Genomic DNA, 14,384 nt, shown 5'->3' with positions numbered 1-14,384 from the left:
CATTCAGATCTTCTCGTCGCGCAGCCAGTACCACTTGTAGAGGAAAAACTGGCCGAAGCGGCGAAAAGGGGCGAAAGCTTCCGAACGCACCATGTTCAGGACATTGGGGTATTCCAGCGGCGAGTTGTAGATCGGCAAGTTGAACACCTCGCGTCCGGCGTCTTTGCCCGCCACACGCTCGGCAATGCGTTTGCCCGCCCAGGTGGAGGCGGCCACACCGTTGCCTCCGTAACCCAGCGCGTGCCACACAGTTTCTTTCGGGTCAGGACGGGCAATGCGCGGCATCATGTCGTGGCTCACGTCGACCCAGCCCCACCAGGAGTGGTCAATCCGGATGCCGGCCAGTGGTGGAAATTTCCGCGCAATCGCATCGGTGAGCAGCTTGAGGTGCATCGGGTCTTCGGCATCGACGCCCGTGATCGAGCTGCGGCTGCCCAGCTGCAGGCGGTTGCCTTCGAGCAGACGGTAGTAAAAGCGCAGGGTGCGCGTGTCCGTCATGAACGTTTTGGACTGGAAGTTGCACGCCGCCATTTCGGCGTCGGTCAGTGGACGCGTGACCACCGAGTTGGAAAGGATGGGAAGGATCTTGTTTTTCAATCCCGGGGTGAGGTTCTGCCCGGTATAGCCGCCGGTGCACACCACCACACGCCTGGCGCGCACGATGCCGCCGGGCGTCTGCAGGTGATGCACGCCGTTGACCGTTTTCCAGCCTTGCACCGGGCTGGCCGGGTGCACTTTCACGCCCAGTTCACGTGCCTTCCGGATCAAGCCGAAGGTGAATTTCAAGGGGTGGATGCCCACGCCTTCTTCTTCAAACATGGCACCCAGGTGCTCTCGCTCGTCGCAGTGTTGTTCGCGCACTTCTTGCGGCGTGAGCATGCGCGTCTTGTAGCCAAACACCTCGTTGCGCACGCGCATCATCTCGCGCAGGTAGTCGAGTTTTTTCGGGCGATGCGCCATGTAGAGGTGGCCGCCGTCATAGGCCTCGCATTCGATTTCCTTGGTGAGCAGCTTGAAGTTTTCGAAGCCGGTACGCACTTCAGTGTCAAGCCGCTTGGCCACGTCCAAGCCCCAGCGCTCGATCCACTGCGAGCGGCTCAGGCGGCCGTTGGCATTCTGCCCCTGGCCGCCGCTTCGGCTGGAACAACCCCACGAGGTCTGGGCCGCTTCGAGCACAGTGGCAACGATGCCTTGTTCACGCGCCAGGTAAAGCGCCGTGGACATGCCTGTCGATCCCGAGCCGATCACGACCACGTCAGCATCGATGTCGCCGCGAATCGGACCATCGTCCGGTGGCGGGCTGCCGGCCGAGGCAACCCAGTAACTGGGTGCATAGCCTGTGCCTTGTCCGGGGGTGGCGTTCACCAGCGGGTCGTAGGTGGGTTCGTAGGGCCGCATCAGGTGGCCACCATTGGTTGTCGAGGTCATGAGTTGTCTCCAGGGTTTATAGCGAGTGCGCAGGGCGGTCGGCAAGCGCAGGTGGCCGACAGCGTGCGGGTCCAGGAAATCATGTTCTTCGGACCACACCGAAGCGAAGGATAGGCAAGAGTGGCTTACTCTGGTTAGGACCAGTTGCGACCATTCCATGGGACCAGCGATGGCTGCGCATATACCCCAAAAAAAGACCTTTCAGGGTTAACCCGAGTGCTTGGCTCTAACGATTCCCTGTGGCTGGTTCTACAGTCCGAAGCGGTTTGGCTTCAACAATACAGTCCACTCGCAAACAGGTCGCACTGGCGACAGCATCGATCCCGATGGCACGACATGCGAAGACTTTGACACGAACACCAGGAGACAAGATGACCGATCCGCAACCAACCATCACGCCGCAAACCCTTGCCGCCTTTGCAGACGCCTGGAATCGTCACGACCTCGACGCCCTGATGGGCTTCATGCACGACGACTGCTTGTTCCACGCCGTGGCAGGCCCTGATCTGCTGGGTCGGACCTTCAGCGGCCGCGCCGAAGTCAGCGATGGCTTCAAAGCCGCCTGGACCAACTTTCCCGATGCCGCCTGGCTCGATGGCGACCACTTCGTGGTGGGCGATCGGGGCGTGTCGGAGAGCACCTTCAAGGGCACCAAGGCCGACGGCTCGCGCATTGAGGCCCGCATGGTCGATGTGTTCACCTTCAAAGACGGCAAGATTCTGGTGAAGAACGCCTACCGCAAAGACCGTCCGGCACTGGCGGCCTGAACTGGCTCGCGCCGGTTCAACCTGGTTTCAGTGCATCGCCCAAGATCGGCCACCAAGCCGACCCGTTTTTTCAACCACCCCTGGAGACATTCATGAAATTCAAAACCACCACCCTGGTATCGCTGCTGGCAGCCTCCTGCTTCTTCGTGGGCGGCAGCGCTCTGGCCACCACCTTCAAGGTCGCCGTGGGCGACGCCCAGGGCAGTGCCCAGTGGGAAATGGCCACCAAGTTCAAGTCAGCCTTTGAAGCCAAGACCGCAGGCAAGCACAAGATCGACCTGTTCCCCAACGGCCAGCTCGGCAGCGAAGAGACCACCATCAACAGCGCCTCGATGGGCACGCTGGACTTCTCGGTTGTGGCTGTCAACAACGTGACGCCGTTTTCTCCCACGGTGGGTGTGCTCACGCTGCCCTATGTGATCCAGAGCGCCGAGGAAGCCAAGAAGCTGGTGACCGGCGATGTGGGCAAGGAACTCACGGCCAACACCGTACGCGACGCAGGTGTGCGCATCGTGGGCTGGACTTTCACTGGGTTTCGCGTGTTGACCAACTCCAAGAAGCCGGTCAAGACCCTGGCAGACCTCAAGGGCCTGAAGATCCGCGTGCCCAAGAACGAAATCATGATCGCGTCCTACCAGGCTTGGGGCATCAACCCCACACCCATGGCCTGGTCGGAAACGTTCACTGCTTTGCAGCAGGGCGTGGTTGATGGTCAAGACAATCCTTACATCACCGTGAGTTCGATGAAGTTCAACGAAGTGCAGAAGTACATCACCAACATCCGCTATGTATTCTCGCTGGAACCCATCATCGTCGGTGAGGGACTGTTCAAGAAGCAGCCCGCCGATGTGCAGAAAGCGATTCTGGACGCGGGTGCCGAAGCCACCGAGCACAGCTACAAATGGCTGGCCGAGACCGAAGACAAGATCAAGAAGGAGTTGACCGCCAAGGGTATGCAGATCAGCGATCCTGCCGATGGCGAGAAGGAGTGGATCTCCAAGGCCACCACGACGGTCTGGCCCCAGTTTTATAAAAGCATCGGCGGCAAGGACAAGCTCGACAAAGTCCTGAAAACCCTGGGCCGTTGATCATCTGACGGTGGCGGCCACCCCAGGTAGCTGCTTTTTTTGTGGGTTTGTGTTGCAGTGCGCTTTTCAAAGCGCCTGCCCCGGTGCGCTGTGCGCGCTCTTTGTTGAGGAAAACACCATGACGTTCCTGCGCAATTCGCTGGGCTGGTTAAACGATATCGAGACACTGGTGTGTGAATGGTTGCTCGCACTGTTTGTGATCCTGCTGTTCGCGCAGATCGTTTCGCGCCAGCTGTTCAACCACTCCATTGCCTGGTCGGAAGAACTCTCGACCTACATGTTTGTCTGGTTTGCCTACCTGGGCGCGGTGGTGGCGGCCAAAATGTCGGCGCATAACCGCGTCACGGTGCATTTTCAGTTCATGCCCAAGTGGATGGCCACCACGCTGATGACCGTGGCCGACCTGCTTTGGGTAGCATTCAACCTGTATTTCGTCTGGCTCAGCTACGACTTTGTGTTCAACCGCATGAACCTGTTCTGGAAATCGCAGACGCTGGGGGTGCCGATGAAATATATCTACATGATTTTGCCAATCGCATTCACCTTGATGTCGATCCGCGTGCTGTGGAACATTTACCTGCGCGTCGTCAAAGGCGAGGAATTGCTGGATCCGGAAACCGCCGAGATCAAAAAAATGCAACAGAACAACAACGCGCAAGCCTCGAGCTGAACGCGCACTGGAGACAACACCATGGAAATGTACCTGCCCGAGATTCTGTTTGGCGGCTTCATGCTGCTCCTGCTGCTGGGGGCCCCGATCACGGTGGCGCTGGGTGGCGCGGCCATGGCTGCCTACATGGTGCTTGACAAAGACCCGATCGCCCTGGTGCAGATCGCGTTCAACTCGGTCGGCAGCTTTCCGCTGATGGCTTTGCCCGCTTTCGTGCTGGCTGGCGCGTTGATGGAAGCCGCCGGTATCTCCCGTCGCCTGGTCGACATCGCCGAAACCATGGCGGGTCCCATCACCGGTGGCCTGGGCGTGGCCACGGTCCTGGCCTGTCTGTTCTTCGGGGCGATTTCGGGCTCGGGCCCGGCGACTACCGCAGCGGTAGGCATGTTGATGATTCCGGCCATGACCAAGCGCAACTACGACCGCGCCTACGCATCAGCGATAACGGCCGCTTCAGGCGGCCTGGGTATCATCATTCCGCCTTCGATTCCGATGGTGATCTTCGGTATCGCTGCACTCGGCATGGCGCCGCCGCCCGAAGCGGTAGCCAAGTTTGGCACCTTCGCTTCGCTGTCCATCCCCAAGCTGTTCGTCGCAGGTGTGATGCCTGGCCTGTTGATGGCGGGCAGCCTGCTGATGATGAACTACTTCATCTCGAAGAAGAGCGGTTACCGCGGCCTGTCCGAAAACTGGTCGGGTGGCGAGCTGCTCGCTGCGCTCAAACGGGGTGTCTGGTCCATCCTGGCGCCAGTGATCATTCTGGGTGGTATTTACGCAGGTATCTTCACGCCCACCGAGTCCGCCATCGTTGCGATCTTCTACACGCTGTTCGTCGGCTGGTTCGTGCATCGCGAGATGCGCTGGCTCGCAATCAAGGTGGCGCTGCGCACCACCACCTGGATCACCGGGCGCGTGTTGCTGATCTTGTTCACCGCCACGGCGTTCGGGCGATTGCTGGTGGAGCAGCGTATTCCCAGCGATATTGCCGAGGCGATGCTCAACTTGACAACCAACCCCTACATCATCTGGGCGCTGGTCATTGTGTTCCTGCTGTTTGTGGGCATGTTCATGGAAACGCTGGCGGCCATCCTGATTCTGGTGCCGGTGCTGCTGCCGGTCATGTACATGACCGGCGCCGACCCGACCCATGTGGGTATTGTCGTGATCTGCACACTGTCGATCGGCTTCATGACACCGCCGCTGGGCGAGAACCTGTTCGTGGCCTCGGGCATTGGCGGGGAGTCGGTGGAAAAGATCATCGTGAAGGTGCTGCCCTTCGTGTTCGTGACCACCATTGCGACGTTCATCATTGCCTATGTGCCGCAGATATCGCTCTGGCTGCCCTCGCTGATGGGTTATTGATCCCCGGCAGTTTGAGTCACCGCATAGCGCCGTCAGCCGATCAATGTCGGCTGACGGCGTTTTTGCAGGGCGGCGATCACTGCGGCCAGGGTGGAGATGCCTTCGTCGATCACACGCGCATTGATCGACTGAAAACCCAGCCTGACAAAGTTGCCTGCGGGTTGCAAGGCTTGAAAAAACACATCACCCGGCTCAATCAGAACTCCCTGCTTGGCAGCACGTTCGGCCAGCTCGGTAGCCGGCACGTTGTCGGGAAGTTGCACCCAGCACGAGCCGCCGCCATCAAAGGGTGTCACCGCGCATTGAGGCGTATGGCGCGCCAAGGCGTCAAGCATCAGCGCTCCGCGCTCCTTTTGCGCTTGCGCCAGGCGCTTGAGGTGGGCATCGTTGTAGCCCAGCGAAATGAACAGTGAGAGGCTGCGCTGGAGGAAAGATGAAGGGTGACGGATCATGAGGCGTCGCAGCGCGCGGAGTTCGCTGATCAGCTCGGGTGCGGCCACAATGTAGCCGATGCGCAGTCCTGGCGCCAAGCTTTTGGAAAGGCTGCCGATGTAGATCACGCGCTCGTTGCGGTCCAGGCTCTTGAGCGCTGGAATCGGATTGCCTGCGAAGTTGTTTTCGCTTTCAAAATCGTCTTCAATAATGACCAGGTCGGAAGCATCGGCCAGACGCAGCAGTTCTTTGCGCCGGTGCAGGGGCATGGTCACGCCGGTCGGGCACTGGTGGCTGGGTGTGGTGTAGAGGTAGTCGAGTTCACGCAGTCTGTCGTCCACGATCAGGCCGTTGTCGTCCACAGGCAGAGGGACGATCTTCGCGGTGCGGCGTGTGAAGATATTGCGCGCATCGGGGTAGCAGGGATCTTCGATTCCTACCCGGGTACGTTCGCGCATCAGCAGGTCAGCCACCATGTAGAGCGCATGTTGCGCGCCCACCGTGATCATCAGCTGGTCTGCAGTGGCCCATACGCCACGCCGGGGCAGCACGCGGGTGCATATCTGCTCCACCAGAGAGTCATCGTCGCGGGTGATCTGATCGGGCGCCCAGTCGCGTATGTCGAGCACGCTCAGAGCTTTGTGGCAGCACTCGCGCCAGGCAGCGGTGGGAAACAGGGATTCGTCAAACTGGCCATAAAGAAACGGGTAGGGGCTCTTCTGCCAGTTCGCAGGTTTGACAATGCTGCGCTGCGCGCTGGGGCGCTGGTGCAGGCGCTGTGTCCAGGCGATGGAGGGGGCCTGCCGCTCACTGTCAGCCGGGATGCGGGCCTGCATGCGCTCACCCAGCAAGGCTGAGCATACGAAGTGGCCTTTGCGTTCGCGAGATACCAGGTAGCCGTCGTCCACGAGTTGCTGATAGGTCAGTACGACGGTAATCCGCCCCACGCCCAATTCGGTGGCCAGCTCGCGGCTGGAGGGTACTGGGGTGCCTGGTTTGAGTTGTCCGTCAAGAATCGCCGAAACCAGCATCTCCCGGATCTGACCTTGCAGCGTAAGGTTTTCGCGCGCGCTGCGTTGCAGCAGTTGTTTCCACATCGCGCCTTGGAGGGGTTGGGCCATGGCAGAAATCCTGAAGCTGTTGTAAGTCGAAGAAACCAGAGAACGAATTGTGCTCCAAGGGTGGTGACTGTCCGTTGATTGTTGATGCATGGGAGATGCTCAAGACAAGATGCAAAGTCTCCCTTCCGGCATGCTTCGGCATAAAGGCTGCTTGCGGGTGCAGCCTGCTGGATCTGCAAGACAAGAATAGATGGAACTGCAATTTGCGGATATTCCCGCCTGCTTGCGCGGGCAACTGACCGTGATGAAATCCAGAATCGGTTTAAACATGGGCTGTGTCGTAATAGTGCGTCGTTGGGGCCAATAGTTGGATCAGTGCGGGACTAGCCAATCAAACAGCGCACGCGCCACGCTCAGACCTGAGATGACAATCAGCAAGTTAAGCACCAGCAACCGGAAACCGTCGGGATTGCTGCGGGCGAAAGCAGCCCGCCCGAGCCGCATGCCCAGCAACATTCCGGGGGCAAGCACCAGTATCCAGCGCACGGTCTCGGCGCTGAACACGTTGATGCCGGTGCCACTGTCTTGCGAGAACGCGCTGGCCCATAACAGCGTGTAGCCGCATGCAAAGGTGACATAGGTGATGAGCGTGCCGCGCATGGCCAGGGCAGGAACGTGACAGGCAGCCATCAGCAACGCGGCGGCAACCCCTCCACTGGCTGCCAGGCCATTAAGTAACCCGGAAAGGACGCCAGCGACCGTCAGAACGCGGCGGTTGGTGTGTAGTGAGCGGGTGCTGCGCCAGCGCAAACCGGTGGCAGTGAGCAGCAGCGCGCAGCCAACCATCAGGCGCAGCAGCACTGGATCGAGATGGGCAAGCAGGTAGACGCCAATGGGTACCAGGAAAATGTTGCCAATCACAAGCGACTTCAACCACGCCATGTCGAGATCGCGCACGGCGGCTCGCCACACGCTGATGCTGGCCAGAATCTCAAGCACCAGCACTGCAGGCACCACTTCAGCAGGTGCCATGAACAGCGAAATGCCCGCTACCGTGAGGGCTGAGAAGCCAAACCCTGAAAAACCACGCACTATGCCCGCGCCCAGCGATGCAATGAGGCCGAAAACGGTCAACCCGTTCAAGTAGTCATGCGGGCTCACTTCAATAGCTGTGGTCGGTTTGGTCGCCCACGTTGGACAGCCGGCCCAGAAAGAAACAGGGCACCAATGCAATCAATCAACAACCAGGCAATGACCCGGCCGACCAGGTACATCATGGCGAAGCAAACCAGCTTGGCAAACGGAATGCCGGTGACGTCCTTGGCCACGAACAGGTTCAGTCCAAACGGCGATGTGATGAAGCTGATGGCTGAGCCTTCCAAAAAGATCACCAGGAAGTGCACTGGGTCCGCCCCGTGGACCACCGCAATCGGCGCCATGGTGGGCTCGAAAGTTACGCTGACCGGCATTTTTTCCAAAATATAGCCGGCCGCCATCACGATCGCCATGCACACAAGCAGTTCAGCTGGCGGCCGTTCATTTTGGGGTCGGGATCGGTGTGTAGCATCAGTTGATCTTTTAGTCCCCATGGTCTTGCCGCACCTGATCGGCAGGTGGCTCCAGAACGAGCGGTATCGGGATCGACTCCGAGCAGCAGCATCTTTACCGACAGATCTTTGCTCAGACGTTCTGCCATAACCGTTCTGGCGTAGCCCGCTTCGACCAGGATGAAATCGATTGTTCAAGACGCCACTCAGCTTGTCCACGTGGAGCTTATTGTTCCGATTGTTGTTATTTTCTTGCATTCTGCAAGTCTAAATTTTAAATAATGGAACGAAGTGTACCAATATCAGTGTTTATCTGCGAGGCTCTTTGGATTGTTTTTTATCCAATTGGTCGCGATCATGAGTTCTTGGCCAATGCGATCGATTTCGAGGATGAGCATGTCCATGTCGGCACGCGTGGTGCGGTGGTTTGTGATGTTCACCCGAATGGCGTTCCGGCCATTCACCAGGGTGGTGGAGGGCGCGGCCAGCCCCTGAACCTGCAACTGCACCACGATCTCGTCGTTGAGGCGATCCACCTCCAGCTCATCTTGTCCCGGGGCCCGATAGCGCAGACAACAGATGTTCATGGCCACGGGCGCCACCATGTCCATGTGGGGATGGTCATCGACCAGGGTTTTCAGGTAGGCCGCCTGTGCACAGTTTTGTGCGATCAGGGCGCCCAGTTTGTCGGTGCCATGTTCAGCCAGCTGCGTCCATACCTTGAGTGCCCGGAATCCGCGGGAAAGCTCCGGACCGTACTCCACAGGCCAGGGATTGCCCGCCGCCAGACCCCGCTCAGCGCCTTTCAGGTATTCGGGCCGCTCGGAAAATGTACGGCGATGCAGCTCTTCGGAGCGCATCAGGATGAAGCCCGCGTCGTAATTGACATGAAGCCACTTGTGAAAATCAAAAGCCAGTGAATCGGCCCGTTTGATGCCTGTCAACCGGGGGCGAAGCTGTTCGCACAACACGCCCAGTGCACCAAACGCACCGTCGATGTGCAGCCACAATTTTTCGGCCTGCGCGATATCTGCCAGTGTCTCCAGGTCGTCGATGGCGCCTACATTCACGGCGCCAGCGGTACCCACGATGACAAAGGGCGTGAAACCTGCAGCGCGATCTTCTGTGATCGCCGTTTGCAGTGCGTAAGTGTCGATTTCGAAGTGCTCATTGACCGCAATTTTGCGCAATGCGTCTGAGCCCAGACCCAGAATGTCAAAGGCGCGGGCAACGCAAGAATGGGTTTGTGCCGAGGTGTATCCCACCAGCTGGCCCAGTGCGGTTTTTTGCAGCCCGGTTTTGCGGCTGCTGAAGTCAAAGCAGCGATCGCGCGCCGTTTTCAATGCGACGATGGTGGCAATCGAGGTGCCGCTGACAATCAGGCCGCTGGACGTTTCCGGGAACTGAAAAATCTCTCGGCACCAGTTCACCACCTGCTTTTCCACATACATTGCGCCGTGGTCGCGGCCACCGAGGTTGGCATTCATCGTGGCTGCGGTGATGTCCGCCAGCAGATTGCCGGGTGTGCCTGAGCCATGAACCCAGCCAAAAAAGCGTGGGTGGGTATTGCCCACGCCGTAGGGCAGCAATGCCGTTAAGTGTCTTTCAATGGCTTCTGGCCCCATGCCTTTGCTGCGCAATGGCACTTGGTAGTCGGCCTGGAGCCCGAGCGGCAGCGGCGTCCAGACTGGCCCTTCGCGGTAGCCTTCCATGCGGTCAACGGCAGCGTCGAGCAAGCGGTGGGCCTGAGCGCGAAAGGCATTCCAGTCACCGGGGTCCAGCGTTTGTTCCGGCGGAACGCTTGAATGTTGAGATGGATTCATGACTTGTCTTTCGGAAGTTCACCGGGCGGTTGGGCGGCTGCGGTGGTGGCGGCCCTTTGTACGATTTGCCCGATCAACTGGCAGTCCTCCGGGGTCAACGACAGCGGCGTTCGCAGGTCGAGCAGTTGGCGCAGAATGCCCCGGGACTTCGGCATCGGCGCTTGCTCCGGCAGGTAGTGCCAGTGTTCGAAATGGCTGGTAAATGCGGTGGGCACGCGCAAGCCAAACCACTTGATGTACAGGCCTCGGGTTTCGCACTCGATCAGAAAGTGTTCAATCTGTGGTGGCGACAAGTCCAGCGAGAATTGGATCGAGCTGGGCACAAAGTCTTCGCGCCCATCGCGCACCGGCAGTGAGACATGGGGCACGCTGGCGAACGCCTGGGCCAAGTTGTCGTAGATGCGCCGCCAGCGCTCGCCGCGCTCGGGCAGCAGCGCCAGTTGCGGACGAAGCAACGCGGCCGCCACATTCGACATGCGCATGCTGAAGTTGGGTGTGACGTAGCGCCAGCGCTCGAACACCTCGGGCCCTGGACGAAGAATGTGCTGGTCGTACATCATGTAGCAGCCCGACATCAGGATGGCCTGGGCGGCGATGTCGTCGTCGTCCGTAACCAGCAGACCGCCTTCGCCGGAATTGATGTGTTTGTAGGTCTGGGTGCTGTAGCAACCGATATGGCCAAAGGTCCCGGTGTGTTGACCGTCCCATCGGGCACCCATGGTGTGGGCACAGTCCTCGACCAGCGCGATGTCATAGCGTTCGCAGATCTCGCGCACCGCGCGCACATCGGTGATGTGACCCCGCATGTGCGAAAGCAGAAAGACCTTGGCGCCGATGGTGGCCGCCTTGCGCTCCAGGTCCGGCAGGTCGGTGGTGTAGTCATCCCGCGTCTCGACCAAAACCGCTGATGCACACGCGTGGGCGATGGCGCCTGGCACGGGGGCCAGCGTGAAGCTGCTGGTCAGCACTTTGTCGCCCGGTTTCACGCCGAGCGCCTTGAGTGCGAGAAACATGGCGGCACCGCAAGAGTTCACTGCCACACAGTATTTGCTGCCCACATAGGCAGCATATTCCTGCTCCAGCAACGAGGGCTCGGGCGTGCCAGCGCCTTGTTCGCCGTAGCGATGCAGTCGGCCGCTGCGCATGAGCGCTACCGCCTGTTCAATGGCCGCTTCAGGGATGGGCTCGGACTGACTCAGGTCTTTGCCGAACCAGAGGCCGTCAGCTGCGAGGGTGGGGGTGTTGGCAGTGTTCATGTCAGTGCTGGTGGCCTTGCAGCGTGCCCAGTTCGAAATGCTCTTGCGGGAAATATTTCTTCAGTCGAATGTCTCCGGTGCGCGCATGGCCCTCCATGCCTTCCAGCCGGGAGATGCGGGCGGCCACTTGGCCCACCTCGCGGCTGGCGGCGCGGTTCAGGCGCTGGTAAGTCACGGTTTTGATGAACTTGCCCACGCTCAGACCGCCGGAATACCGCGCCGCGCCGCGCGTGGGCAAAATGTGGTTGGGGCCTGCGCACTTGTCGCCGTAAGCCACGGTTGTTTCTTCGCCGAGGAACAGCGAGCCGTAGTTGGTCAGGCGATCCAGCCACCAGTCCAGGTCGGCTGCCAGCACCTGCAGATGCTCGGGTGCGTAGCGGTCACTGATCTCGCAGATTTCTTCGCGGCTGGAGGCCCACACTACCTCGCCGTAATCGCGCCACGCGGCCGTGGCAGCCGAACGCGCAGGTTCGGGCAGGGCAGCGATCACACCCGGCATGATCTCGATCACATTCATGCCCAGCTCGCGCGAGGTGGTGTACAGCCACACAGGCGAGTCCGGTCCGTGCTCGGCCTGGCCGGCCAGGTCGGCAGCCACGATTTCTGCATCGGCGTTGTGGTCGGCGATCACGGCCGATTCAGTGGGGCCCGCAACCACATCGATGCCGATGCTGCCGAACAGCGTTCGCTTGGCTTCGGCGACGAAACGGTTACCAGGGCCCACGATGATGTCGGCTGGCTGGGCTGTGTACAGCCCGTAGGCCATGGCTGCGATCCCTTGCACGCCGCCCAGTGCCAGCACGGTGTGCGCACCGCAGAGCTGCATGGTGTACAGGATCGCTTGGTTCATGCCGGCTTCTTTGTGAGCAGGGGACGTGGCCACGATGTTGGGCACGCCCGCCACCTTGGCCGTGCAGACGCTCATGATGGCCGAGGCGGCATGGGCGTATCGCCCTCCGGGTACATAGCAGCCGGCCGTGTTGGCTGGGATCAGCTTTTGTCCGGCCACCAGGCCACTCATCAGCTGCACTTCGAACTCGCTCAACGATTCACGTTGGCGGTGGGCGAAGTCACGCACACGGGTGTGAGCGAAAGCGATGTCGTCGCGTACGCCTTGTGGAACGGCTTTGGCTGCCGCTGCGAAGTCGCTTTCGTCGAGCACGATCTTGCCGGTGTAACCATCCAGATCTCGTGCATAGCGCTCCACGGCCTCTCGCCCTTCGCGCTTGATTTCGGCCAGCATGCGGTGAACGGTCTCACCCGTGGCTGTGTCAATCGTCTCGATGGGAGGGGTAGCTTTCTTCAGGTATTCGGTGGTCATGTGGGGCCTCGTTGGTGGGGTGGGGAGTGGTGCTGATGCTAGGCCTGCACATGCTGTGGTGTTAGAGCCATAATCGCATTTGTTTGGTGCCAGAATAAAAGCGCACCCGAATCGACCATAAGGAGAAGCCATGCGCCCGGCGCAAGACATTGCCGACATCTGGGCCAACCTCTTGCCCCGCTTCGCGGGCAGCAGCGCGACGCTGCAGGGGCGAATCAAGGAAATGATGGTCCACAGCATCCTGACGGGTCTGATTCCCGCCGCTGCAGCCATTCCGCCCAGCCGTTCGCTCGCGGTGGCGCTGGGGTTGTCGCGCAACACGGTCATGCTGGCTTTGCAGATGCTGGTGGACAAGGGCTTTCTTATGGCGCGCGAGCGCAGTGGCCTTTTCGTCAATCCAGACATCGTGCTCGGGCAGTCCAGCCAGGCGCACGATCCCGGCGCGGATGCTGACCCACTTTTGTGGGCCAGTCGCCTGAAGAGCGACGTCGCCAGTCAACGCAACATTGCCAAGCCGGCCCACTGGCAGGACTTTGCTTATCCTTTTGTATATGGGCAGTTTGATGCCAGTCTCATGCCCTTGACCGACTGGCGTGCGTGCTCCCAGCAATCGTTGCTGACGCCAGCAGTCAGGAAGTGGTCACAGGATCATGTGGACCGCGATCACGAAGGCCTGGTGAGCCAGATTCAACATCGCTTGCTGCCCGCGCGCAGCATCCTGGCCCAGCGCGACGAGATCCTGGTGACGGCCGGTGCGCAGATGGCCTGTTTTCTGCTCGCCCAAGTGCTTGTCGGGCGCAAGACCGTCGTAGGCATGGAGGACCCGGGTTACCCCGATGCACGCAACAACTTCGAATCGCGCAGTTCCCAGGTGTTGCCGCTGGCGGTGGACGAGCAAGGGCTGGTGCCGTCGCGCAAATTGGGCCAGTGCGAATACGCATACGTCACGCCCAGCCACCAGTGCCCGACCAGTGTGACCATGCCGCTGGAGCGCCGCCAGGTCTTGCTCGATTTGGCGAGAAAGAAAAATGTAGTCCTGTTTGAAGACGACCACGAGAGCGAGCTCAATTTTTCAGGGCGGCCACTGCCCGCACTCAAGAGCATGGATACCGAGGGGCGGGTGATCTATCTGGGCAGCCTTTCCAAGACGCTGGCTCATGGCCTTCGACTGGGCTTCATCGTGGCACCTGCGGAACTGATTCGCGAATTGCGCGCGGTGCGGCGGTTGATGATGCGACACGTGCCCTCTAACAATGCCCACATCGCCAGCCTGTTCATTGCGCAAGGTCACCACGATGCCTTTATTCGCAAGCTGAATGTCACGTACCGGGATAGGCGCATGGTGTTGCTCGATGCCATGCAACGCTGGATGCCGGACTGTTCTGTGAGCGAGGCCCAGGGAGGGTCGGGCGCGTGGATACAGGGACCAGCGGGCTTTGATGCGCTGGCGCTGGCGCAGCAAGCCCAGGCGCACGGTGTGCTGATTGAAGCAGGGCAGGTGTTCTTCGCACAGCCCACAGCAGCGAGCCGGAGATTCTTTCGCATGGGTTACTCGGCGATCTGCAGTGCTGCCATTGAAGCGGGCGTGCGTGAACTGCGCGAAGCACGGACATTGGCAGGCTTTTAGCG

The 14,384-nt window shown here is 60.1% G+C and carries 12 protein-coding genes; 5 read left to right on the top strand and 7 right to left on the bottom strand.

Annotated elements, in window-relative coordinates; all coding sequences use genetic code 11:
- Positions 1-3: 3 nt before the first annotated feature.
- On the bottom strand, positions 4-1,428 hold the full coding sequence (locus GZ092_RS06605) for an FAD-dependent oxidoreductase (protein ID WP_293635520.1): 1,425 nt from the start codon (positions 1,426-1,428) through the stop codon (positions 4-6).
- Positions 1,429-1,799: 371 nt separating this feature from the next.
- On the opposite strand from GZ092_RS06605, the gene GZ092_RS06600 reads away from it, so the two are divergent.
- The 4 genes from GZ092_RS06600 to GZ092_RS06585 all read left to right on the top strand — a co-directional run bounded on the left by GZ092_RS06600 (position 1,800) and on the right by GZ092_RS06585 (position 5,315).
- On the top strand, positions 1,800-2,195 hold the full coding sequence (locus GZ092_RS06600) for a nuclear transport factor 2 family protein (protein WP_293635519.1): 396 nt from the start codon (positions 1,800-1,802) through the stop codon (positions 2,193-2,195).
- Positions 2,196-2,287: 92 nt separating this feature from the next.
- The gene (locus tag GZ092_RS06595; protein ID WP_293635518.1) at positions 2,288-3,283 is read left to right on the top strand and encodes a TRAP transporter substrate-binding protein; all 996 of its coding nucleotides are present in this window, start codon (positions 2,288-2,290) and stop codon (positions 3,281-3,283) included.
- Between the two features lie 118 nt (positions 3,284-3,401).
- Positions 3,402-3,953, top strand: coding sequence for a TRAP transporter small permease (locus tag GZ092_RS06590; RefSeq protein WP_293635517.1), 552 nt, complete (start codon positions 3,402-3,404; stop codon positions 3,951-3,953).
- Positions 3,954-3,974: 21 nt separating this feature from the next.
- The gene (locus GZ092_RS06585; protein ID WP_293635516.1) at positions 3,975-5,315 is read left to right on the top strand and encodes a TRAP transporter large permease; all 1,341 of its coding nucleotides are present in this window, start codon (positions 3,975-3,977) and stop codon (positions 5,313-5,315) included.
- Between the two features lie 32 nt (positions 5,316-5,347).
- Here the strand turns inward: GZ092_RS06585 and GZ092_RS06580 are convergent, their stop codons facing one another.
- The 6 genes from GZ092_RS06580 to hisD all read right to left on the bottom strand — a co-directional run bounded on the left by GZ092_RS06580 (position 5,348) and on the right by hisD (position 12,755).
- Positions 5,348-6,868, bottom strand: a complete 1,521-nt coding sequence (locus GZ092_RS06580; protein ID WP_293635515.1) for a PLP-dependent aminotransferase family protein — start codon at positions 6,866-6,868, stop codon at positions 5,348-5,350.
- Between the two features lie 312 nt (positions 6,869-7,180).
- The gene (locus GZ092_RS06575; RefSeq protein ID WP_293635513.1) at positions 7,181-7,969 is read right to left on the bottom strand and encodes a sulfite exporter TauE/SafE family protein; all 789 of its coding nucleotides are present in this window, start codon (positions 7,967-7,969) and stop codon (positions 7,181-7,183) included.
- The gene (locus GZ092_RS06570; protein ID WP_363254320.1) at positions 7,966-8,316 is read right to left on the bottom strand and encodes a TRAP transporter large permease subunit; all 351 of its coding nucleotides are present in this window, start codon (positions 8,314-8,316) and stop codon (positions 7,966-7,968) included. The genes GZ092_RS06575 and GZ092_RS06570 overlap by 4 nt, the downstream gene beginning before the upstream one ends.
- Before the next feature lie 341 nt (positions 8,317-8,657).
- Entirely contained in the window at positions 8,658-10,091 is a 1,434-nt protein-coding gene (locus GZ092_RS06565) for a pyridoxal-dependent decarboxylase (protein ID WP_293635511.1), read from the bottom strand.
- A gap of 83 nt (positions 10,092-10,174) precedes the next feature.
- Positions 10,175-11,434 carry an aminotransferase class I/II-fold pyridoxal phosphate-dependent enzyme gene (locus tag GZ092_RS06560; protein WP_293635509.1) on the bottom strand — a complete coding sequence of 420 codons (1,260 nt, stop codon included), beginning with the start codon at positions 11,432-11,434 and terminating at the stop codon, positions 10,175-10,177.
- A 1-nt stretch (position 11,435) separates the two neighbouring features.
- Complete coding sequence (hisD, locus tag GZ092_RS06555) at positions 11,436-12,755, bottom strand: histidinol dehydrogenase (RefSeq protein WP_293635507.1); 1,320 nt, start codon at positions 12,753-12,755, stop codon at positions 11,436-11,438.
- A gap of 130 nt (positions 12,756-12,885) precedes the next feature.
- On the opposite strand from hisD, the gene GZ092_RS06550 reads away from it, so the two are divergent.
- Entirely contained in the window at positions 12,886-14,382 is a 1,497-nt protein-coding gene (locus tag GZ092_RS06550; protein WP_293635505.1) for a PLP-dependent aminotransferase family protein, read from the top strand.
- Positions 14,383-14,384 lie beyond the last annotated feature (2 nt).

The organism is Polaromonas sp. (assembly GCF_010365105.1).
GTDB lineage: Bacteria > Pseudomonadota > Gammaproteobacteria > Burkholderiales > Burkholderiaceae_C > Polaromonas.
The sequence above is the reverse complement of the archived record's forward strand: the minus strand, read 5'-3'. Positions and strand labels throughout refer to the sequence as shown.

What these genes read in the sequence shown, in the direction of transcription:
- GZ092_RS06605 (WP_293635520.1), bottom strand. Translation starts at nt 1,428, where the DNA reads ATGACCTCGACAACCAATGGTGGCCACCTGATGCGGCCCTACGAACCC.
- GZ092_RS06590 (WP_293635517.1), top strand. Translation starts at nt 3,402, where the DNA reads ATGACGTTCCTGCGCAATTCGCTGGGCTGGTTAAACGATATCGAGACA.
- GZ092_RS06550 (WP_293635505.1), top strand. Translation starts at nt 12,886, where the DNA reads ATGCGCCCGGCGCAAGACATTGCCGACATCTGGGCCAACCTCTTGCCC.
- GZ092_RS06570 (WP_363254320.1), bottom strand. Translation starts at nt 8,316, where the DNA reads ATGGCGATCGTGATGGCGGCCGGCTATATTTTGGAAAAAATGCCGGTC.
- GZ092_RS06580 (WP_293635515.1), bottom strand. Translation starts at nt 6,868, where the DNA reads ATGGCCCAACCCCTCCAAGGCGCGATGTGGAAACAACTGCTGCAACGC.
- GZ092_RS06560 (WP_293635509.1), bottom strand. Translation starts at nt 11,434, where the DNA reads ATGAACACTGCCAACACCCCCACCCTCGCAGCTGACGGCCTCTGGTTC.
- GZ092_RS06595 (WP_293635518.1), top strand. Translation starts at nt 2,288, where the DNA reads ATGAAATTCAAAACCACCACCCTGGTATCGCTGCTGGCAGCCTCCTGC.
- GZ092_RS06600 (WP_293635519.1), top strand. Translation starts at nt 1,800, where the DNA reads ATGACCGATCCGCAACCAACCATCACGCCGCAAACCCTTGCCGCCTTT.
- GZ092_RS06585 (WP_293635516.1), top strand. Translation starts at nt 3,975, where the DNA reads ATGGAAATGTACCTGCCCGAGATTCTGTTTGGCGGCTTCATGCTGCTC.
- hisD (WP_293635507.1), bottom strand. Translation starts at nt 12,755, where the DNA reads ATGACCACCGAATACCTGAAGAAAGCTACCCCTCCCATCGAGACGATT.